Source organism: Serratia sp. NA_13 (genome assembly GCF_052691735.1).
Window position 1 is genome coordinate 471,936 of record NZ_JBQZFV010000001.1, and the last position, 21,044, is coordinate 492,979.

Sequence of the window (21,044 nt, forward strand, 5' to 3'; positions counted from 1 at the left end):
TTCTCAATTTAAAAAAACCATTTTCCATTAGAAACCAGATACTTCATTAACATTGTAAAAATTCAATATTCAATCCTTCTTCATTACATAAATCGACAAATAATTGAGAGACAATCATTCGCTCACAAAAGACACCATCTCTCGCTATAAAGAAATCTTTATCACATTTGTAAACGGGAACATCGATTATTTTAGCACCATCAATAAGCTCTCTAAATATTGTTCTCTCCTCATCAATAATTGGAAGGTAATTGTTCACTTTACATAAAAACATCGTTTCACTAGTATTTTCCACAGTACACTTATAGAAGGACATTTCAGAGGAAATTCTACGTTCAAATATAGAATTCGCTCTCTGCGAAAAAACTGGAACTCCGATATTGGCAGGAAAATAATCTGAAACCATCAGTTTATCACTCCGCATAGTGCTTTGTACCTTACCTTTTGGTAGTGAATATGAGAGAAACTTACCATCCCCTTCATTCCAAATGAAAAAATTTGACAATCTTGACTTTGGGTCTGAGAAGTCAATAACACCATTGCCCAATGAGAAACTACTAATAGTATAGATGTTCATGCCATTATCCTCGTAATCAAGCACATGTAAGTTTTCCTGTTTTGAATCCTTTACGAGCCTCATGCTGTAGGCTCAACACTTCATTTTGTATTCGGCGATAATCCCATTTTTCTTTATTTGCAACTCTCTCCAAAGCATCTAGTTTTGACTTCATCATTTCATTATATATTGCATGCTCTTTTGTCCAGCCACGATGAAGTCCCAAGTCTGGATTAGGATCTATTCCTTTTGCAACAGGAAGCCGCATCATATTTGATGCACCATTAATACTCATCCCTGATTGCACAAAAACAGGATGATTCCTAAGTGAGTAAGGAATTAAATGCTGACGTTGGTACCCTTGAGTGGTATCCATCCACGAAGGGAAGCGATCTAAACCCAGTGGATCCACCCAACCATAAGGATTAGGTGCGTACTGGTACAGGTTCATCCCACCACTCAGGCCAATCGGATCCTGTGTGGTGAATCTGCCGACCTCCGGCTCGTAGTAACGGAACAGATTATAGTGTAATCCACTTTCATCATCCTGATATTGCCCCGCATAGCGCAGCGGCTGGTCGTAGACAGCCTCTTTGCGGCGTTCCGCACCGGCAACCGTCTGGCCCTGCAACTTACCGAAAGTATCGTACTGCCCAGACCAGCGCAAATTGCCAGCGCCGTCGGTCACTTCCAGTGGTGCGCTGTTGAGATCGGTATGCAGCCAGTAGATGTCCGCTTGCGGGCTGCTGCCGGCCTGTTCTAGCGCCGCCAGCGGTGTCCATGGGCTGGCGGGATCGTAACTCCATGTCCGGCGCGTGCCGTTGTCGCGCTGCTCTTGCAGCAAGCGATACCCCTGCCACAGGAAACACGTGGTTTGTTCCGGTTTACCTTTGTAGCGCACCTGCTTACGGCTGCGACGGCCCAGCGCGTCGTAATGGTACTGCGCCTCAAACTCTCCCTGCGGGCCACGACCATGGGCCTGTATCAGCCGGTTGTCGGCATCGTAACGATAATGTTGTTCATACATCCCGTTGCGCCGACTGACCAGATTGCCCCAGGCGTCGTAACGGTAGAATAACTGCTGCCAGTGTGTCAGGCGGTTGCTGACGATGGAGGCCAGCGGTAAATACCTTTCGACGTCACTGTCCGGGCCTTTCTCACCCAACAAATTATCGGCGGCGTCATACACCAGCCGGTTACCTGGCTTGCCGAGGCTCTGCTCCCGGTGCTGCAACAGACGCCCTTCGGCATCATAACCGTAGTGTACCTCGCCGCGCAGCGCATCACTGACGCCCTCAATCTCACCCCGATCGGTATAACGGAATACCCGCCACAACACACCATCTTCAGGTTTGGCTATCTGCCCATGGCTGAAGGTGCTGCTCTGCCAAGTTCTGCGCCCGAGCGCATCATACTGACGCTGTTGCTGCAACGCGCCCTGCGTGCGGCCGGTTTCCCGGTGCAGGCGGTCACGGGTGAATTCACTCACCAGCTGCTGGTTAAACTTTGCGGCACTGGCGTGGCCGGAGCCATAGTACAGCCACTGTAAACGATCCCCTTGCGGCAACGTCAGCGCCTGCAGGTTGGCCAGCGCATCCCACTGATAACGCAACTCACCGTTTACGCCCTGTTCCGTCAGCAGATTGCCGGCGGCATCGTATTGCAATTGCACGCAGTCGGTTTCAATACCCAACGCCGCGCCAACGGCTGTTGGCGTACGCGTCAGCGTATTCAGCCTGCCCGCAGCATCATAGCAATACTGCCATTGGGCGCAGTCATTCCCGCGCCAGACCAGTTGACCCGCTTCGTCATAACGGAATTGATGCAGGCGCTGAGCTGGAGATACCGAGGTATCCAGCGGCCCGGTTTCCCGATGCTCGGTCAGTTGGCCATCGGGGCCATAACGATAAAAGTGGTCGGTATTGTCTGGACGCCTCTCACCCATTATCCGGCCGACGGCATCGTGGCTGAAGTGATAGCTCCCACCGTTGCCGTTCTCAATGTTCGTCAACCAGCCCCGGTTATTGTAATGGTAGTGGCGCGTCCGGTTGATGCGGTCAGTGATGCTGACAGGTTGGCCAAGCAGGTTATACACCCAGCGGGTTTCGCTACCGAGCGAGTCCTGATGGCGAGCCAACTGGCCTTGCGCATTCCAGACGAACCGCTCTTCGCTGCCGTCCGGATGAAGCAACGCTTGCAGGCGACCGGCAGCATCCCAACGATATTGGGTCAGGTGGCCTTCCGCGTCGGTACGCTGTATCAACTGGCCGAGCACGTCATACGCATAGGCGGTGACGCTGCCGGAACAGTCGGTATAACGCGTCAACAGCCCCTGACTGTTCCAGTCAAGTCTCACCACGCCCCCCAGAGCGTCGGTGATGCGCACCGGCAAACTCTCTTCCGTATCAGGGTAGTCGTAGGAAGTTGTATTCTCCAGCGCATCAATCTGTCTGGTTAGCCGCCCCTGGGTATCCCAATGCTGAAACGTCTGGCTGCCGTCTGGGGAGGTCACAGAGAACAAGCGGCCGCTGTTGCGGGAATACTGGTAGGTCGTTTTACGGCCCAGCGGGTCGGTTTCACTCAGCAAGCGACCATAGTTATCCCATTCGCTGTATCTCTGAGCGCCGCCCGGCAATACCACGCCACACAACTCACCTCGCTCATAGATAAATGCCGATTTACGGCCGTCAAAATCCGTAAACTGCGCCACGTTGTTGTCGTCATCAAGTTGCCACAACGCCTGTTTACCGTCATCCCGCACAGCTCGCCGCACACCACCGACAAAATCGTAGTGCAACGTCAGTTCTTCGCCGGCACTGTGACGCCAGGCGCTGACCCGGGGTAATCCTTCAATCTCCTGCCACAGGTATTCATTGAGCAACCCATTTTGATCCTGATGGCTGGCCATCAGCCCATCACGCCAGCTAAAGCGCCGGCAGATTTCGCCGGAACCATTGGTCACTGTGATCAGTTGTCCTTCATCGTCGTAGCCGTAGCTGACCAACGGCCGTTCACCGTTTGGGGCATGCAGCAATACGCCGCTGAGGCGCAGCAGACCGTTAACGGTAGTCAAATAGCGGCAGGTTAAGCGCTGGCCGGCACTGTCGACCAACTCAATCAGTTGGCCGTGGTCATCATAAAACAGCGAAGTGGTGTTGCCGGTGGCATCGGTCAGCATAGATAACCGGCTCGGCTGTTCACCGTCCAGGCGCGGGTAGTGGTAGCTTTGCTCGCCAACATCGAACAGTTGCCAACTGCCGTCGGGGTTGTGCATCAGCCAGCATTTTTCGGCTTCGCAATAGGTTTTGTGACCACGGGGTACCATCGGGAAGGAAACATAATCACCGGACGGCGCGCGCCACACCAGGCCGTCCTGGTACGGCTGCAAACTGCTCTCCCAGAAAAGGTTCCAACCGCGACCCAATACGCTGTCACCGGGGTTGCCACTGCGCCAGTAACGTTGCCAGGCTACCGGCAGACGTGATGGCAACACAAAATCCAGTTCGTCATCGCCGGATAAAAACTTCTGGCCACTGATGATATCCACCGGGCGGGCAATGATGCCTGCGGCGGCCGTGGCGGTCATCAAGGTGCCAAAACGGCAGGCGATCCGCCCCAGTTTGTTGATGCCGGGCAGCTTGCTCAGCATTTTACCCAGTGCGCCCAATTTGCTTGCTGCACCGCCGACGCCACCGACCAAGCCGGCGAACAACAGCGTCAGGTCAGAGGCTTTGTACAGCCAGTCCGGCACTTCGGGTTTAATCGGCAATGTGGTGACGGTTCCACCACCGATCAACACATTGGGCGCCCCCTCCATCACCTGCGCGTCGCAGTTGGTTTTGTCACCCACGCGGGAAGCAGGCTGGTCGTTGATGCTGACTTTGTCGGAGCCCTGTGCCATCTGCATGCTCGGGCCGTCATCGCTGCAGGCGACCTGACTAAGGGTAGCGATTGCGGCAGGTTTACTGTTGATAAATACATTGGGGGAACCGGTAACGATCTTGCCTGTCGGCGACAGGCTGCCGGCACCGGCATCGGCAATGCCGTCTCGGGCTGCGGTGGCCGCCTCCCCGGTGAGATAACCCACCGCCAGGCTGGCACCAATCAGCAACACACCGACTCCGATACAGGATGCGGCCAGCCCGGCGACGAACAGGGCCCCGGCCGCTACCGCTCCGGCGGCCGCGATCAGGCCACCGACTATTGTGCCGCCAATCATACCGGCCAGGGCATGGGAATGCCCGATGGTATCGCCGACGCGTGCCGCTTCACTCATAAATGTTCCTTATCGCTGACCACTTACGTCCGGTATCTGCTGATAGCTGTCCAAAACCTGGAGCAATAAGGTTTCATCTTGAGGAGCCAGTTTACGTGGTTGCGCAAGGGTAAATACCAGTACACGCCCATCCATCAGCGCGAACACCGCCTGTCGTTGCCAGATACGTTTGCCATCACGCAGATAGCTGGCGTGCACAGACTCCCCTGGCAAGCCATTGCGGCCTAAAGTCACAGACTCCCGCCCCTTCAGCACCCAGCCTTTCAGGCTGAGGGACAGGGTTTCAAGCTGACGCGTAATGTAACCGTTCAGGGTTTCATCAGGTTGCAATGCATCACGGGAAATATTTAGAGAGGGGGAGATATCATCACCGGCCAACAGCACGTTGACGGTGCGATCGCTGTAGCCTTCCGGCAGAGCAACGCTGCCTTCGGTAAAGGTACAACGGGAACAGTCAGGCATCACGCAGAATCCTTTTTCTTAACGAAGTCTTAAGCATTGCATAACAAAAGGACAAATGAAAATTCAAAATTAATCGGTATGATTAATTTTAATGGAGGGGGAGAGGATGAGGTTCCGCACTATGCCAGACGCGTCTGGGCATCGGAACCCCTCTGAATAATGCGTTTCAATGAAAGGAGATGGCAAACGCGACGCCGCCTATCAGCGTTTTTTCTTTTTATTGAAATCCAATTCGAAAGCAAACACTGCGCTCTGAATTTTTCTTTCCATTGCCAGGCCCAGATTCAAAAAACGGCACGACAGGCGCGAGAAGTGCACCATGTTGTCGTCATCACCGAGTTCGTGAGCTTCGTTGATCACCACCAGTTCCATATTGACCTTGAAACTGCCGTAGCTGCCCAGATCCAACAAGGCCTTTTTAAACTGGAAACCGGGCTGGAGGTTTTCCGGCAGTGGGCCGTCAACACGCAAACCAACGCCACCGGCAGACAGGTCGTGGATCCTCAACTGGTACTCACTGCCATCGGCATATTCGCCGCTGCAAAGAAACTCACGCCAGTGGGGCGTAGTGACACGAAATTGACGACGGCGCTGGATGTAAACCAGTTCTTTCGGTAATCGAGTTGAACAGGCGTTAACCCCTCGATGCTCGGTAAACTCGGCCTGACCTACGGAGAATTCGATCTTTGCGTCGTGGCTTTCAATTACAATGGTACATTCGCCATCGAGCGTTGTGTCCGCCCCATTGCTGCTGAACACAATATTATCCGGCCCGACGCTCAACAACAGACTTTGAAACTGCTGCTGATCGTTGATCACCTTCAGTGGCGTGCGCTGTTTACAAATTTCACGCAGTATCGCCAGTACCTCAAAACGCTCCTGTTTGATAAACAATCCGTAATCATTCTGCTCCACTCGTCGCTCCTGACTCTTCCCAATGACGCTTTACAGGTTCCTTACAGTTATCATCACTGGGAATATTCCTAAAGTCAAATTTGCCAGCGATGCCAGGCCTGTGGCAGCAGCCTGGCGAAGCGTTTGGCCCAGGCTTGCTGTCCCTGTTGGTCGGCGATTAAATCCTGACGGATCTCAATGCCAACGTAAGGCAGTTGGCGGCGTTCCGCATGCACCGGCAGGGTGTAATCCGTTGCGTCAGTCATGGCATAAGGCTCGTTGACACCGACCTGTAAATCCCCTTCCTCTCGCAGCAGCTCTGCCAGCAGTAACGCAAACTCCGGTTGACGGTTAAACAGCAGCCCCACCTGCCACGGCCGCTCGTTGCCTTTAAATACCGGCGTGAAGCTGTGCATAGCGATAACCGCCGTTGGCAACCCGCTGCGCTGCCGCTCATCCAGATGGTCGGTTATTGCCTGATGATAAGGCCTGAAAATGGCGTGTTCGCGTGCCTGAGCATGATTATCATCAATGCCGATATTTCCGGGAATCGGTGTCAATTCCGACAGCGGCGGGATAGAACTATTGATGCCAGGCGTGCGGTTACAGTCAATCACCAAACGTGAGTAACGCTGATGAATCAACGTACTGTCCAACTGGCGGCCAAGATGGCGTGAAACCTTTAATGCGCCGATATCCCAGCCGATATGACGGTCGATTTCTCCGGGCGGCAGGCCGAGGTCGCCCAACTGCCGGGGTATCGCCCGGCCGGCGTGATCGCAAAGCAATAAAAAGGGCGCGACACCGTTGGGCGTTTCAATCGCCACGGCGGCGGGATCTTCAGCGGATAACAAAGACGAGACGAACGACTGTGGCATGAACAACTCCGGTGGCGGAACAAAGCCTTATCTTAGGCTATACCCCACCACCGTTGCCAAGTTTCGGGTTAGATCAAAAAAGCATGAAGCGCATGCCAATTACTCTATACAGGCGTCCTGTGGTTGATGCACCGCAATATAACGCTGGAACCGCGCCGGTTTAAGCCGGGAAAGATCGACCAGTACCAAGCCATCAATACAGTTGTTGAAGGCAGGATCGGTACCGAAATCAATAAACTGCACCCCGCCAGGCTCACACAACTCGGTATATTGTTTATACAGCGTGGGTATCGAACAGCCGATGTTGCTCAGCAGGCTTTTCAGCCTGACCAGATCTTCCTGATAGTTATCGCCGGAAAACTGTGCCAATACCTGCGGCAACGAAGCAGGATAAGGCTTACGAGACTGCGCCAGGGCATGATTAGGCGAGAAGTACAGTCGGTAGAAGGCAATCAACAGATCACGCGCCGTCACCGGCATGCCGCCAGAGATGGAAACCGGGCCAAACAGATAGCGGTACTGCGGATATTTTGCCAGGTAAGCGCCAATCCCCAGCCACAGGTAATCCAGACCGCGTTTACCCCAATAGGCCGGCTGAATAAAGCTACGCCCCAGTTCGATGCCCTGCGCCAAAATCGGTGCCATATCGCGGTCATAATGGAAAAGGCTGTTGCTGTAGATGCTTTCCAGGCCCTTCTGTTCCAACTGCTCGGCCGTCGGAATAAAGCGGTAAGCACCCACAATCTCCAGCTCATCTGCATCCCACAGCACCAGGTGGTAATAGTCGTCGTCATAGCTGTCCAAATCACGACGGCGACCGGAACCTTCGCCCACAGCGCGGAAGGCAATCTCACGCAGGCGACCAAGTTCGCGCAAAATAGGCGCTCGCGCCTCACCCTGACGGCGATACAGGAAAATAATTTTCCCGTCCGGCGTCACCCCAAGACGCTCACAGTTTGCCAGCGCCTTCTTCAGTTCCAACCGATCCTCTGGTAAGGCGATGGGTGACTCACTGGAAAACAGTCCTTCTTTGCCCTGACCCAGACGGTAGACGTGACGGCGGAAACGCTCGGCCAAATCTTTGGCGCTGGTGTGGCCATCGTGCCAACTGCTAAACGGAATACGGCCGCCCACGCGGATTTTGATACGACCGCCCTGCTGCTGGAACATTTCCCGTACCAGTAAGAGTGTGGACAGCGGTCGGTAAACCAGCGAGGTGAAATAGAACAGGTTGCTGTTACGCGCACTGATGTGGATCGGCACGATTGGCGCTCGGGCCTTGGCCGCCAGCCGCAAGAAGCCGGTATGCCAATGGCCGTCACGAATGCCTTTCGGGCTCATCCGCGACACCTCTCCGGCGGGAAACAGGATCAGGGCACCCTGCTTATTCAACTGGGCCTGCATGCCTTCAATTTGCTTGCGGTTGGTCTTGTTACCGACGTTGTCCACTGGCACAAACAGATTGCGCAACGGTTCTATATAGGTCAACAGTTGACTGGCGACCACTTTGACATCCGGGCGCACTGCCGCCACGGCACGCAGCAGCACCAGTCCGTCCAGCGAGCCAATCGGGTGGTTGGCTACCAGCACCACCGGCCCCTGGCTCGGAATATTTTCCAGGTCGCCATCGACCAACTCACAGCTGAGGTTAAAGTAGTCCACCACCTGCTCTATCAAATCCAGTCCCTTCAGGTGTGGATAGTCGGCGGCAAATTGTTTGAATTCTTTTTCGAAGAGTAAAGTTCTCAGCAGGCTACGCTGCCAGGCAGGGGTCTTGCGGTGCGGAAATGCATCATGCAAAAGAGAGTCCAAGCTAAACATCGCGTTATCTCCTGGCTTAGTCGCTGCAAACTTAAGCCAGCGCTATGACCCTAACATGTCAGAAACATGACAGAAAAATGAAATCCCTCAACTATCAGGTATAGCAAATTATTGAAAATTTGGTGACGAAGTGACCCCTATCGCCACCAACGCCACATTTTATGCCACCGAAATTAAACTTTCGATGCGCTGATTCACCACTTCCCGTAACCGCAATAGCGGCTCCGCCTGATGTGGATAACGTTTAAAAGTGATGTTCATCCCCAACTGTTGTTCAATCAAAGCCTCTACCGTCGCGCGGTCAGTCAGGCTTTCCAGCAACTGTAAGGCTCGCATGTCCTGCAGTCCCTGGTGCAGTACCCTCAATCGCAGGGACTCCACCGGCGTCAGATTCTCACCGGGATAGACCACGAAAGCATCGCCGGAGGGAAAGGCATTGCGACAATCCGTCACCGCGTAGGGGTTGAGCCGCTCCCGCGAATGGCCGCTGTTATAGAAATTGAAGCCCCAATGCAGAAAGCCGGTGATGTGGTACAGATAAAGTTGGATGCCCAAAATTCGGTTGCGCGCCGAAGGCTGGGCGAAGAAGCGGTTGGCCACCTCGGTTTTTTGTACGCAGCAGTAGTAGGCCCACAGGCCTGGCACCCGATTTTCAATAAATGGCTCGATATGATCGGTGGCAGCCACCGGCGTTTCCACCAGCCCCTGCTGGTAAAATGCATAATCAGATAGCGCATCAAAAGTATGAAAACCGACCAGCAGTGGGCGCAAGGCGGCGCTGGCACGCTGATAAACGGCGATGTTCTCCAGCGTCGGCTCGTCAGAGAGATGAAACCACACTCGCTGTTGCAACTGCCGCTCGCGGAACCAGCCGGTCAACGCCGGCAACAGCGCCTGCAAAAACTGTTGATACTCCTGCGCGTGGGCGTCAGTGTGCCAACCGAACAACGGGCAAAGTGCGCCCTCGATCTCCACCAGAATTTTTGGCGCATGCGCCGCTCCCCACTGGGTGAACAACGGGGCAATCTCAAAATGTTCAATCCCCTCTTCCTGCGCCATATCCACCCACTGGGCCAGCCGCTGGAAATCAAACCGATAACCCTGCGCGGAACGCTGTACGCCAATCAACTGTACCGTGGTGCGCTCGCCGCCGACGGCGGTATCCAGCGGTGGCGTGAAGATCGGCGTCAGCAGCATGTTGACTCCACTGTTGACCGCACAGCGAACAAAGTTGCGCACCGCCAGCCAGTATTCGGGACTGAACACCGGCACGCGGTAATAATCCGCCAGACAATCGGTATGCATCCATTCGGTGTGCAACAGGGTTTGCGGCGGCAGTTCGACCGGGACAATATGTAGCGTCAGGGCGGCGCTGGCCAGGGCTTCGCCGCTACTAACATCAAACAAGATCAGGTTCAGCGGGTAATCCCCGCCTGCCACAGGCGTCGACGGCGGTGTATAGGTCAGCCAAAGGCAGCCGTAATAATTGTTGGCGACAAAGAAACGCCAATCGACCAGGGGCATCAGCGGATCGGGAAATAACCCCGGTTCGGTGCGCAGATAGTTCTCGTCGGTCTCGGCATAACAGGGGAAGTGGCTGGGTACCGATTGCACCTGCCGCACGCTGATATACTCTGCCAGTGATCCCTCAAGACGGTAGCTTAATTCACGTCGAGTTTCGTTATCTGCCCGGTGAAGGCAATAAACCCCCTGCCAGGAAATCATTTCATTGCTCAGGCCAATCAACTTATTTATTTGATCAATCTGCGGCGAATTATGGCTGTGGAATATCTTTTCCAGACAATGGGTAAAGGTCAATGAAAGACGCATAGGGTGAGATCTCTTTTATTGGTAAATACCGGCGAGTGATTTTCAGGCTAAACCCTTTTATCGATGTAAACAATAGAGTCCAATCAAAAATCGGCAATACGCTGTGACAAAGGCTGCCCTATACGTTTTTTTTGTTTATTTGCATCACAAAAATGAAAGATAATCCGGCATGCACAATAAAAATGTTTTTAATCCCCATTATGGTGCAAGGGTTATCATTTATTCCTATGCCCCCAGCAGCCCGGAGTTGCTGGACGGCAGGGCCAAAACCGGCCCAGCAGGTTAACAAATTGTGAACAAGGAACGCTTTCGCTTTAGGCTTCAACCCTTTCGATTTTAACAATAACGAAACATTCCTGCCCCTTTTTTGGGCAGATCGGGGCGTATTGACACATTGAAAGTTAAGGGATAGAAAGAATTCACGTTACGAAAATATTTATTCGTCGTTCACCGAGGGGAAAGCAATGTCACCGATAAAAAATACCGGCCGTTTTCTGGTGCATTCTGCCATTGCGACGGCATTATTATTGCCGACCATGTTATATGCCGCAGATCAAATAACTTTGCGCTATGCCGTATGGGACAGGAATCAATTACCGGCCGAGCAGGAAATCGCCAAGCGCTTTGAAAAAGAAAACCCAAACATTAAAATAGCCATAGAATTAACGCCGTCGGCACAATACTTCGTTAAATTGGATTCCGCCGCAGCCGGAGGCGTAGCGCCAGATATATTCTGGATAAATATGCCTTATTTTGTTCAATATGCCAAAAACGGCATTATGCAACCTTTAACACCTTATATTAGCGGCAGCAGCGTCAAGCTAAATGACGTGGTCGCCAGTTCGGTAAAAGCCTATCAGTATGACGGCCAACAGATGGCCATCCCGCGCGACGTTGACTCGATCGCCGTGTGGTACAACAAAAAACTGTTCGACCAGGCCGGCGTCAGCTACCCGACCAGCGATTGGAGCTGGGATGATCTGAAAAACAAAGCCACCGCGCTGAAAACCGGCTTGAAAGGCAGTGCCTTCCCGCTGGTGATGGATCTGAGCATTGACGGTCAGGACAGCTATATGAACCTGCTGATCCAGAGCGGCAACCACATAGTCCCGAAAGACGGTCAACCCACCGACATCGCTAACGATAAATCCATCTGGGTCTATCAACAGCTGCAATCCATGATGAAAGATGGCTTGATGCCAAGCGCCCAACAGATGAGCGAAGTCAAAACCGAAAACATCTTCCAGTCCAACCGCGCGGCGATGGTGTATGCCGGTTCATGGTTGGCGGCTCCCTTCGCCAACAATCCGCTGATCAACGATCACATCGGCGTGGTCATGATGCCGAAAATCGAGCGCCAGTCCGGCGTGGCACACAGCCTGGCCTTTGCCATGTCCGCCAACAGTGCCCACAAGCAGGAAGCTTGGAAATACATCGAGTTTATGAGCTCCGAAACCTCGCAAACCGAGTTGGCAAAAGCGGTGATCCCGGCCAACAAACTGGCGGCCAAAGCCTGGGCGGCGGAGATCAAGAAGGTCGATGTTACGCCTTATATCGACACCCTCAACGTGACCGAAGCCTACCCCACGGCCGGTACCAATACGCCGAAATGGCAAAACATGTGGATTGCCAGCCTGAAGAAAATCTTTATGGGCGCAGACGCCAAAGCCGAGATGGACAAATCGGTCAAGAAGATCGAACGCGTGATGGAGCAGTAATCACCCCGAGCCGGTAGCGCCTGCCCGAAGGCGCACCGGCTGCGGAATACCGCAGAGCAGTTACCGGTGAGGAAAGGCAACATGTCGCTGGCAGAAACAACCAGGGTCCCCCTACAACAAAAAAGTGTCCCACGCCCGGTACTCAACCGCCTGGAGCGCGCCGAGCGTTTTTGGGGTTGGGTGATGATTTTACCGCTGTTGATTGGGTTGACGGTGTTTTACTTCATCCCTTTTTTGCAGAACATCTTTTACAGCTTTACCGACCTCAATCAGTTTATGCGCTGGAGCACCCTCAGCGTCGATAACTACGTCAATCTGTTTGAAGATGACGATTTCTACACCGCCGCCGGCAACACCCTGTTCTATGTGGTGGTGTGTGTACCGGTCAGCCTGAGCCTGTCGCTACTGCTGGCCATTGGCCTCAACCAAAATATCCGTGGCAAGGCGCTGTTGCGCACCCTGCTGTTCTTGCCGGCAGTCACCATGCCTGCCGCAGTGGCGATGGTCTGGCAATGGTTGTTCAACAAGGATTTCGGTCTGATCAACCAGGCGATTGGCCTGCTGGGGATTTCGCCGGTGGCCTGGCTGTCCGATCCGGACGTGGTGCGCATCAGCGTTTCCATCATCATTATCTGGTCGTCGCTGGCATTGAAGATCATCATTTTGCTGGCCGGGCTACAAAGTATTCCACGTCAACTGTATGAGGCAGCCGACATTGACGGTATCAGCACCCTGCGCCGCTTCTTTTGCATCACCCTGCCGATGATGGTGCCAACGCTGTTCTTCGTTTCGGTGATGAGCTTTATCGAGATCCTGCAAATATTCGACGTGGTGTTCCTGATGTTCGACCGCGCGCTGGTGGAAAGCGACGTGATGACCGTCACCAACCTGTTCTACAAGTATGCCTTTTACCTGCAGGAGAAAGGTTACGCCTCCGCCATCACCGTGGTGCTGTTCGCCGTCACCCTGCTGATCACCCTGATTCAAATGATGATTGGCAAACGCCTGAAAGTCAGCTGAGGAGCCGCGACGATGAGCATAAGTAAAAGAACGCTGGTGTATCTGTTTATGGTGTTGGCGGCGTTGGCTTCGGTCGTGCCGTTTATCTGGATGCTGGTCACCTCGCTGAAAACTCAGGCCGAGAGTATCCAGATCCCGCTGACGCTGCTGCCGGGCCACCCCAGCCTGCAGGCCTACGGTAAGATCATGCGCGAAATCCCCTTTGCCGATTTTTACCTGAACTCGCTGTTGGCCACTTTTTTCACCGTTACCCTGCAAATGGTGATCGCCACCATGGCCGCCTACGGTTTCTCGCGACTGCATTTTCGCGGCCGTGATGCGGTGTTTCTGGTGTGCATTTCCATCCTGATGGTGCCCGGGCAAGCCTTTTTGATCCCGCAATTTTTGGTGGTGCAAAAGTTGGGGCTGGTGAACAGCATCACCGGGCTGGTGTTGCCGGGCATCTTCAGTATTTATGCCACCTTCCTGCTGCGCCAGTTCTTCCTGGCGGTGCCAAAAGAGATGGAAGAAGCGGCGCTGATCGACGGCTACAGCTACTTCGCTATCTTCTGGCGCATCATGCTGCCGCTGATCCGTCCCGGCATTATCGCCTGCATCATCATCAACGGTCTGTGGAGCTGGAACAACCTGATGTGGCCGCTGATCGTCAACACCACCACCGAGAAACTGACGCTGCCGGTCGGGTTGGCATCGCTATCGAGCCGTGCCGGGGTGGAATACCCGCTGCTGATGGCCGGTGCACTGATGGCGGTGATCCCGATGCTGATGCTGTTCATTCTTTTCCAACGCTACTTCATCCAGGGCATCGCCAGCGCTGGGGTAAAAGGCTAACCGCGTACACAAGGTAAATAATATGGCCGGTATACAGTTAAACAGTGTGAAGAAAGTTTATCCCAACGGATTCAATGCATTGCACGGGATCGATCTGGATATTAAAGACGGCGAGTTTATGGTGTTTGTCGGGCCATCAGGCTGCGCCAAATCCACCCTGCTGCGGATGATCGCCGGACTGGAGAGCGTCAGTGAAGGTCAGATATTAATCCATGACCGCTGCGTCAACGACACTATGCCGAAAGATCGCGGCATCGCTATGGTGTTCCAGAACTACGCGCTGTATCCGCACATGACGGTCTACAAAAACATGGCGTTTGGCCTGATCGGCAAGGAAAGCAAAGCCGAAATTGACCGCCGGGTGCGGGATGCAGCCGAAAAACTGGAAATCACCAATCTGCTGCAGCGCAAACCAGGCCAGTTATCCGGTGGCCAGTGCCAGCGCGTAGCGGTCGGCCGCGCCATTGTGCGCAAGCCCAAGGTGTTTCTGTTCGATGAACCGCTGTCCAACCTTGATGCCAAGCTGCGGGTCTCGATGCGCGTTCAACTGATTGAACTGCACAACCAACTCAAGCAGGAAGGTGCTGCCGCCACCATGGTCTACGTCACCCACGATCAGGTAGAGGCAATGACCATGGGCGATCGCATCTGCGTGATGAACCGGGGTGCCATTATGCAGGTGGATAAACCGATCAATCTCTACCATCAACCGGCCAACCGCTTTGTCGCCGAATTTATCGGCAGCCCGTCGATGAACCTGCACGATATGGCGATTACCCGCAACACGCAGGGTATCGGGCTACGCATTGGCGACGAACATCCACTGGAACTACCGGCGACGCTGCAAGAGCAGTTGGAAAATTACCCGCACCCACGCGTGTGCCTTGGCATTCGCCCGGAGTCCCTGCGGCTGTGTGCGCCCGGCAGCAATAACTGCTTCCCGGCGAAGATTGTCACCATCGAACGCATGGGCAATGAAGAGTTGCTGCACTGCGAACTGGCTGGACTGCGCTTTGTTTTGCGCATGGCGTCGCAGCCCGACTGGGAACCACGGCTGGGGGAACAGATCCACCTGGCTTTCGATCTGTCCCGTGCCCACCTGTTCGACCAGATCAGCGGCCAAAACCTCAAATAATTAGATCGGAGAATCTGCAATGTCGTCAGCTCAACAAAATGGTTTTGCCGGTCGCCCGGTTCGGGTATTGGTGATTGGTGCCGGGGCACGTGGAGAAATTTATTCGCGCTACGCGTTGGCACACCCGGATTTAATGCAGGTTGTGGCGGTAGCCGAGCCGCGCGATGTCTACCGTCAGCAATTTGTCGAACAGCATGCCATCGCGGCAGATAAGGTGTTCACCGACTGGCGGCAGGCCGCCGAAACCGGCAAATTGGCCGATGCCGTGCTGATCTGCACCCAGGATACTTTGCACCTCGAACCGGCACTGGCCTTCGCCAAACAGGGTTATGCCATGCTGCTGGAAAAACCGCTGTCGCCGGACGCCAGTGAATGCCGCATCATCGTCGAGGAAGTGGTACGCCAGAAGCTGATTTTCTCTGTCGGCCACGTACTGCGCTATACGCGCTATACACAAAAGCTGAAACAGCTGCTGCGCAATAACGTGATTGGCGACATCGTCAGCCTGCAGCATCTGGAACCGGTGGGCTACTGGCACCAGGCTCACTCTTTCGTCCGCGGCAACTGGCGCAACGACGGCGAAGCCGCCTTTATGCTGCTGCAGAAGTCCTGTCACGACATCGACTGGATCCGCTACATCATGGAATTACCGTGCGAGCAGATCAGCTCATTCGGTGGCCTACGCCATTTTCGCCAGGAAAATCAACCGGCCGGAGCAGCGGATAACTGCCTGGACTGCGCGGTGGAAGCCAGTTGCCCCTACTCTGCCAAACGCATCTACCTGGGAGACGACCACAAGGCGACACCGGGCTTCCTGCGGGTGCTAACCCCAGAAGTCAGCCAGCCGCATCTACAGGCAGCGTTGCGTTACGGTCAATATGGCCGCTGCGTCTATCGTTGCGACAATAACGTGGTCGATCATCAGGTGGTCAACATGCAATTTGCCGGTGGCCGCACTGCTTCATTCACCATGACCGCCTTTACCCGATTGGAAGATCGTCAGACTCGCATTTTCGGCAGTCATGGCTGTCTCGAGGGAGACGGACGCCACATTCGCATTACCTCATTCGTCGACGACAGTGAAAAGGTCTACGACGTCGATGAGGCAGAAGATCTGCACGCCATGTCCGGCCACGGCGGTGGCGATTACTATCTGATGCAGCATTTTATCGACGCCATTCGCACCAACGATCCTTCACAGGTGCTGTCCGGCCCGGCAGAAACGCTGGAAAGCCACCTGATGGTGTTTGCGGCGGAACGCGCACGCCGCGAGTCTGCGGTGATCACCCTGAGTGGAGCCTGAAAACGTGGAAATATCACAAATACGCTACGGTTTCGATATCGGTGGCACCAAGATCGAGATGGCGGCCTACGACCGGCAGTTCAAACAGGTACTGTGCCAGCGGATCAGCACCCCCACCGGCGATTACCGCGAGTTCTTGTCCTGCCTCCATCAATTGGTCGACAGTGCCGACAACCAATTGCACACCCGGGGCAGTATCGGCATCGGTTTACCGGGCGTGACGGATCCACGCAGCCGCCGGCAATTGGCGGTTAACGTCCCCTGCCTCACCGGCCACTGTCTGGCTGACGATTTGGCACAAGAGTTGGCGCGACCGGTTGAAATTGAAAATGACTGCCGCTGCTTTGCCCTTTCCGAGGCCAGTACACCGCAAACCGAGCATCTGGCGTTGGTGTTCGGCGCCATTATCGGCACCGGGGCCGGCGGGGGCCTGGTGATGAACAAGCAGCTGCATAAGGGCCGCAATGGGCTGGCCGGAGAATGGGGACACACGCCGATCTCCGCCCAGTTGGCGCAGCGCTACGACTTACCGTTATTCACCTGCAATTGCGGGCTGACTGGCTGTTTTGAACGCTACGTTTCCGGCAGCGGTCTGCTGGCATTAAGCCGCCATTTCGGCCATCACGCCGACCACGTACCGGCGTTGATCGCCAGTTATCGACAGGGCGACCCGCTGGCGCTGCGGCTGATGGCCATGTACGTCGATATTCTGGCCAGCGCACTGGCCAGCCTGCAACTGTTGTTGGATGTAGATGCTTTCGTACTGGGTGGCGGGCTGTCCAACATTGGCGAACTGTATTCACTGCTGCCCCCAGCCATGAGCCATTGGTTGTTACCCGGAACCGAACCGGCAGCAATCTACCCACCGGTGCATGGCGACAGCAGCGGTGTACGAGGAGCTGCGTTATTACGCCCAAATTGGCAATAAAAAATAGTGCAAAGATCACCAGGAAAAAATCAGTGGCGCAGCTTTCATCCTGCTTTTGACAAATTAACCCAGGCGGCAAGTTGTCGCCTGATAAATAACGGATTACGGCTTTTCACTTTATTCCCTGGTCGCTTTCGGTTGGGAGCCAACCGAAAGAAAACAACAACATAAACATTTGATAAATATATATTTTAATAAAATAACCGATTGCATTTCACTGTTTCGTTTGCTGTAATTCGCCACGAACAACTGAAAGCACTCCTGCCAGATTAACTGCGACGCATTGCGCCGCGGCCGGGTATGGCTACAGCTAAATCAGGAGTCACGCGTTAATGATCAATACCCTAAAAAGACGGGAATTAATTATCGACCAGCTTTGTCGCGAAGGCTCAGTGCGCGTCGAGCAACTCAGTGCCCAGTTTTCGGTTTCCAGCGTCACTATCCGCAGCGACCTGCGCCAACTGGAAAAAAACGGCTGTGCAGTCCGTGCCTATGGCGGCGCGATGCTCAATAAACAGTTCGCCTTCGATCGCCCGTTACAGGACAAGGGACGTCTCAATCGCGACGTGAAATACGCCATTGCCTGCGCGGCTGCGGGACTGGTCAACGACGGTGATGCCATCATTCTCGACTCCGGCTCGACCACCAGCCAAATGGCGCAGCAACTGGTCGGTAAAAAGGATCTGGTGGTGATGACCAATGCGTTGAATATCGCTTTCGAACTGGCCAATAACGAACAGGTTGATCTGATGGTGGTTGGCGGCAGCGTACGACGTAAATCCTGGTCACTGTATGGCCCGGTCGCCGAGCAGCACATGCGTCAGTTCCGCTTCGACAAGCTGTTTCTCGGCGTCGACGGTTTTGATTTGCAAAGCGGCATCACCACGCCGGATCCCGGTGAAGCACAACTCAACCGTGCCATGTGCGACGTAGCGCGTGAAGTGATCGCCGTAGCGGACGCCAGCAAATTCGGGCGCACCAGCTTTTGCATGATCCGTGAAATCGGCCAAATCCAGCGTTTGGTCACCGACAGCCGCATCCCGGAAAGCTACCTGCATGCGCTGAACCATTTAGGGGTCGACGTGATTATCGCCGACCGTTAACCGCGGTTTTTAAGGAGTTTCAACATGAACGGTTATTTTGCTTACGATGCGGGCTGGCTGGAACAACGACATGCACTGCATACCGCACGTGAGATCTGGCAGCAGCCGGACTTATGGGCCGCCCTGCACCGGCAATTGCAGGAGCAACAAACGCTGTGGCAGCCTTTCCTGGCCCCATTGCTGGCTAATCCGCGCCTGCAGATTGTGCTGTGCGGCGCAGGCAGCTCTGCCTTCGCCGGCCGTGCATTGGCCCCCTGGCTGCGTGAGAAAACCGGCCGTGACGTAGTGGCCTACGGCACCACCGATATTGTCGCCAACCCGCACCAATATCTCGACCTCACTCGCCCTACGCTGCTGGTGTCTTTCGCTCGCTCCGGCAACAGCCCGGAAAGCGTGGCGACGGTGGAACTGGCCGATCAATTGCTGCCGGAAAGCTATCACCTGATGCTGGTATGCAACCCGGACAGCCAGTTGGCGCAATATGCCCACCAACGCGATAACGTCTGTTCGCTTGTGATGCCACAGGGTTCCAACGATCAAAGCTTCGCCATGACCTCCAGCTTTAGCTGCATGATGATGTCCGCCGCGTTGTTGCTCGGCCCCTATTCTCTCGCCGAAGCCCAACGGCCACTGACGGCAATGGTAGCGCGCTGCCATGAGCTGCGTGACAGTCTGCAACCTCAGGTGAAGGCGTTGGCGGCCAACGGTTTCCGGCGTTATATCACACTGGGTGGTAGCTGTTTTACCGGTCTGGCGGAAGAGGCTTCGCTGAAGATGCTGGAGCTGACGGCCGGGCAGATTGTCACCCGCTACGACTCGCCGCTCGGCCTGCGTCATGGGCCAAAATTTATGGTCGATAACCAAACGCTGGTACTGCTGATGTTCTCCAGCGGCGGTTATGCCCGTCAGTACGATCGCGATCTGTGGAACGAGCTGCAACGCGACGGCCTGGCAATGCAGATGGTCGGCCTGACTGGCAGTACTCAGGCGCTGTGCGAACAAATGCTGAACCTGCACCACGCCGAAGATGACGTCTGGTTGTTGTTCCCTTACCTGTTATTCACCCAGATGCTGGCATTTGAAAGTTCGCTGGCACTTGGCCTGACGCCGGATAATCCGTGCCCGACCGGTGAAGTTAACCGGGTGGTGAAAGGCGTTACCATTTACCGTTACCCGTCTTCTGTGGCGTGAGGAGTCTCTATGTACCTGATATCCAACCGCGAAATGCTGTTAAAAGCGCAGCGCCAGGGTTATGCCGTGCCGGCGTTCAACGTCCATAATCTGGAAACCGTACAGGTGGTGGCAGAAACCGCCGCCGAACTGGGCTCACCGGTGATTATGGCGGGTACGCCCGGCACCTTTAGCTATGCCGGCACCGACTATTTGATCGGCATCTGCCAGGCCGCCGCCCATCGTTACGATCTACCATTGGCGCTGCACCTGGACCATCACGAAGAAATGGATGACATCGAATATAAAGTCAAAAGCGGTATCCGCTCGGTGATGATCGACGGTTCACACCTGCCATTCGCGCAAAATATTGCCAAGGTTGCCGAGGCCGTGGCGCTGTGCCACCGCTACGGTGCCAGCGTGGAGGCGGAACTGGGCCGGCTCGGCGGCCAGGAGGATGACCTGATTGTCGATTCTACCGACAGCTTCTTTACCGATCCGGCCGCCGCACGAGAATTTGTTAACGCGACCGGTATCGATTCACTGGCAGTGGCGATTGGTTCCGCCCACGGACTGTACCACGGCGAACCCAAACTGGATTTTGAACGTCTGGCGCTAATCCGCGAACAGGTCGATATTCCGCTGGTACTGCACGGCGCTTCCGGTATTCCTGAAGCCATGGTCAAACGCGCCATTTCACTGGGCGTTTGCAAGGTCAACGTGGCTACCGAGCTAAAAATCGCCTTTGCCGATGCGGTAAAAAGCTATTTCTCTCAGCACCCGGACGCTAACGACCCGCGCAAGTATATCGTGCCCGGAAAACTGGCGATGAAAGAAGTGGTAGCCGAGAAAATCCGCATCTGTGGCAGCAGTGGCATGCTGTAACTCAGGATAAAGCACCAGACCTGGCCGCCATTTCAGACTCAACTGCGGCCATAACCATTTTTTTAACGTGACGTAGTTCACAGTATATCCGCTACATTCGCCGGCTAATCATTAAGCCACCGTCACCATGATCTAAATCATAGTTTTTTCCCTCTCCCTCTCTATTATCAAGTCTTTCGGCAATAAAAATTAAGAATAGTATATAAACCATTTAACACGGACATTCGGAAAACT

16 protein-coding genes are annotated in these 21,044 nt (G+C 54.5%); 9 read left to right on the forward strand and 7 right to left on the reverse strand.

Annotated elements, in window-relative coordinates:
- Positions 1 to 46: 46 nt before the first annotated feature.
- The 7 genes from ACUTSU_RS02165 to ACUTSU_RS02195 form a co-directional block, all read right to left on the reverse strand.
- The gene (locus tag ACUTSU_RS02165; protein ID WP_445651602.1) at positions 47 to 577 is read right to left on the reverse strand and encodes an imm11 family protein; all 531 of its coding nucleotides are present in this window, start codon (positions 575 to 577) and stop codon (positions 47 to 49) included.
- A gap of 16 nt (positions 578 to 593) precedes the next feature.
- Complete coding sequence (locus tag ACUTSU_RS02170; protein WP_445651603.1) at positions 594 to 4,832, reverse strand: RHS repeat-associated core domain-containing protein; 4,239 nt, start codon at positions 4,830 to 4,832, stop codon at positions 594 to 596.
- A gap of 9 nt (positions 4,833 to 4,841) precedes the next feature.
- Entirely contained in the window at positions 4,842 to 5,294 is a 453-nt protein-coding gene (locus ACUTSU_RS02175; RefSeq protein ID WP_445651604.1) for a DcrB-related protein, read from the reverse strand.
- Between the two features lie 201 nt (positions 5,295 to 5,495).
- On the reverse strand, positions 5,496 to 6,209 hold the full coding sequence (locus ACUTSU_RS02180; RefSeq protein ID WP_445651605.1) for a flagellar brake protein: 714 nt from the start codon (positions 6,207 to 6,209) through the stop codon (positions 5,496 to 5,498).
- A gap of 74 nt (positions 6,210 to 6,283) precedes the next feature.
- The gene (locus ACUTSU_RS02185; RefSeq protein WP_445651606.1) at positions 6,284 to 7,066 is read right to left on the reverse strand and encodes an N-formylglutamate amidohydrolase; all 783 of its coding nucleotides are present in this window, start codon (positions 7,064 to 7,066) and stop codon (positions 6,284 to 6,286) included.
- Positions 7,067 to 7,165: 99 nt separating this feature from the next.
- Complete coding sequence (gene olsF / locus ACUTSU_RS02190; RefSeq protein ID WP_445651607.1) at positions 7,166 to 8,887, reverse strand: ornithine lipid synthase OlsF; 1,722 nt, start codon at positions 8,885 to 8,887, stop codon at positions 7,166 to 7,168.
- Positions 8,888 to 9,046: 159 nt separating this feature from the next.
- Complete coding sequence (locus ACUTSU_RS02195) at positions 9,047 to 10,717, reverse strand: DUF4091 domain-containing protein (protein ID WP_445651608.1); 1,671 nt, start codon at positions 10,715 to 10,717, stop codon at positions 9,047 to 9,049.
- 464 nt (positions 10,718 to 11,181) lie between these two features.
- Here ACUTSU_RS02195 and ACUTSU_RS02200 point away from each other — a divergent pair, with 464 nt between their 5' ends.
- From ACUTSU_RS02200 to ACUTSU_RS02240, 9 genes are all read left to right on the forward strand, one after another.
- Positions 11,182 to 12,435, forward strand: coding sequence for an ABC transporter substrate-binding protein (locus ACUTSU_RS02200; protein ID WP_445651609.1), 1,254 nt, complete (start codon positions 11,182 to 11,184; stop codon positions 12,433 to 12,435).
- 81 nt (positions 12,436 to 12,516) lie between these two features.
- Positions 12,517 to 13,455: a carbohydrate ABC transporter permease gene (locus ACUTSU_RS02205; RefSeq protein WP_445651610.1), complete on the forward strand. Its 939-nt coding sequence runs from the start codon at positions 12,517 to 12,519 to the stop codon at positions 13,453 to 13,455.
- Between the two features lie 12 nt (positions 13,456 to 13,467).
- The gene (locus tag ACUTSU_RS02210) at positions 13,468 to 14,286 is read left to right on the forward strand and encodes a carbohydrate ABC transporter permease (protein ID WP_445651611.1); all 819 of its coding nucleotides are present in this window, start codon (positions 13,468 to 13,470) and stop codon (positions 14,284 to 14,286) included.
- A 22-nt stretch (positions 14,287 to 14,308) separates the two neighbouring features.
- A complete protein-coding gene (locus tag ACUTSU_RS02215; protein ID WP_445651612.1) occupies positions 14,309 to 15,421 on the forward strand; it encodes an ABC transporter ATP-binding protein in 1,113 nt (370 codons plus the stop codon).
- Positions 15,422 to 15,440: 19 nt separating this feature from the next.
- Entirely contained in the window at positions 15,441 to 16,724 is a 1,284-nt protein-coding gene (locus ACUTSU_RS02220; RefSeq protein WP_445651613.1) for a Gfo/Idh/MocA family protein, read from the forward strand.
- A gap of 19 nt (positions 16,725 to 16,743) precedes the next feature.
- Positions 16,744 to 17,652: an ROK family protein gene (locus ACUTSU_RS02225; protein ID WP_445651687.1), complete on the forward strand. Its 909-nt coding sequence runs from the start codon at positions 16,744 to 16,746 to the stop codon at positions 17,650 to 17,652.
- A gap of 332 nt (positions 17,653 to 17,984) precedes the next feature.
- Positions 17,985 to 18,755, forward strand: coding sequence for a transcriptional repressor AgaR (agaR, locus tag ACUTSU_RS02230; protein WP_445651614.1), 771 nt, complete (start codon positions 17,985 to 17,987; stop codon positions 18,753 to 18,755).
- Positions 18,756 to 18,779: 24 nt separating this feature from the next.
- Positions 18,780 to 19,946 (forward strand): SIS domain-containing protein, encoded by a 1,167-nt coding sequence (locus ACUTSU_RS02235; protein WP_445651615.1) that lies wholly within the window; start codon positions 18,780 to 18,782, stop codon positions 19,944 to 19,946.
- 9 nt (positions 19,947 to 19,955) lie between these two features.
- Entirely contained in the window at positions 19,956 to 20,810 is an 855-nt protein-coding gene (locus ACUTSU_RS02240; protein ID WP_445651616.1) for a tagatose bisphosphate family class II aldolase, read from the forward strand.
- Positions 20,811 to 21,044: the final 234 nt, after the last annotated feature.

Excerpts from the sequence above, each read along its gene's own strand:
- ACUTSU_RS02175 (WP_445651604.1), bottom strand. The coding sequence starts at position 5,294 with ATGCCTGACTGTTCCCGTTGTACCTTTACCGAAGGCAGCGTTGCTCTG.
- agaR (WP_445651614.1), top strand. The coding sequence starts at position 17,985 with ATGATCAATACCCTAAAAAGACGGGAATTAATTATCGACCAGCTTTGT.
- ACUTSU_RS02165 (WP_445651602.1), bottom strand. The coding sequence starts at position 577 with ATGAACATCTATACTATTAGTAGTTTCTCATTGGGCAATGGTGTTATT.
- ACUTSU_RS02185 (WP_445651606.1), bottom strand. The coding sequence starts at position 7,066 with ATGCCACAGTCGTTCGTCTCGTCTTTGTTATCCGCTGAAGATCCCGCC.
- ACUTSU_RS02170 (WP_445651603.1), bottom strand. The coding sequence starts at position 4,832 with ATGAGTGAAGCGGCACGCGTCGGCGATACCATCGGGCATTCCCATGCC.
- ACUTSU_RS02220 (WP_445651613.1), top strand. The coding sequence starts at position 15,441 with ATGTCGTCAGCTCAACAAAATGGTTTTGCCGGTCGCCCGGTTCGGGTA.
- ACUTSU_RS02210 (WP_445651611.1), top strand. The coding sequence starts at position 13,468 with ATGAGCATAAGTAAAAGAACGCTGGTGTATCTGTTTATGGTGTTGGCG.
- ACUTSU_RS02240 (WP_445651616.1), top strand. The coding sequence starts at position 19,956 with ATGTACCTGATATCCAACCGCGAAATGCTGTTAAAAGCGCAGCGCCAG.
- ACUTSU_RS02235 (WP_445651615.1), top strand. The coding sequence starts at position 18,780 with ATGAACGGTTATTTTGCTTACGATGCGGGCTGGCTGGAACAACGACAT.
- olsF (WP_445651607.1), bottom strand. The coding sequence starts at position 8,887 with ATGTTTAGCTTGGACTCTCTTTTGCATGATGCATTTCCGCACCGCAAG.
- ACUTSU_RS02195 (WP_445651608.1), bottom strand. The coding sequence starts at position 10,717 with ATGCGTCTTTCATTGACCTTTACCCATTGTCTGGAAAAGATATTCCAC.
- ACUTSU_RS02205 (WP_445651610.1), top strand. The coding sequence starts at position 12,517 with ATGTCGCTGGCAGAAACAACCAGGGTCCCCCTACAACAAAAAAGTGTC.
- ACUTSU_RS02215 (WP_445651612.1), top strand. The coding sequence starts at position 14,309 with ATGGCCGGTATACAGTTAAACAGTGTGAAGAAAGTTTATCCCAACGGA.
- ACUTSU_RS02200 (WP_445651609.1), top strand. The coding sequence starts at position 11,182 with ATGTCACCGATAAAAAATACCGGCCGTTTTCTGGTGCATTCTGCCATT.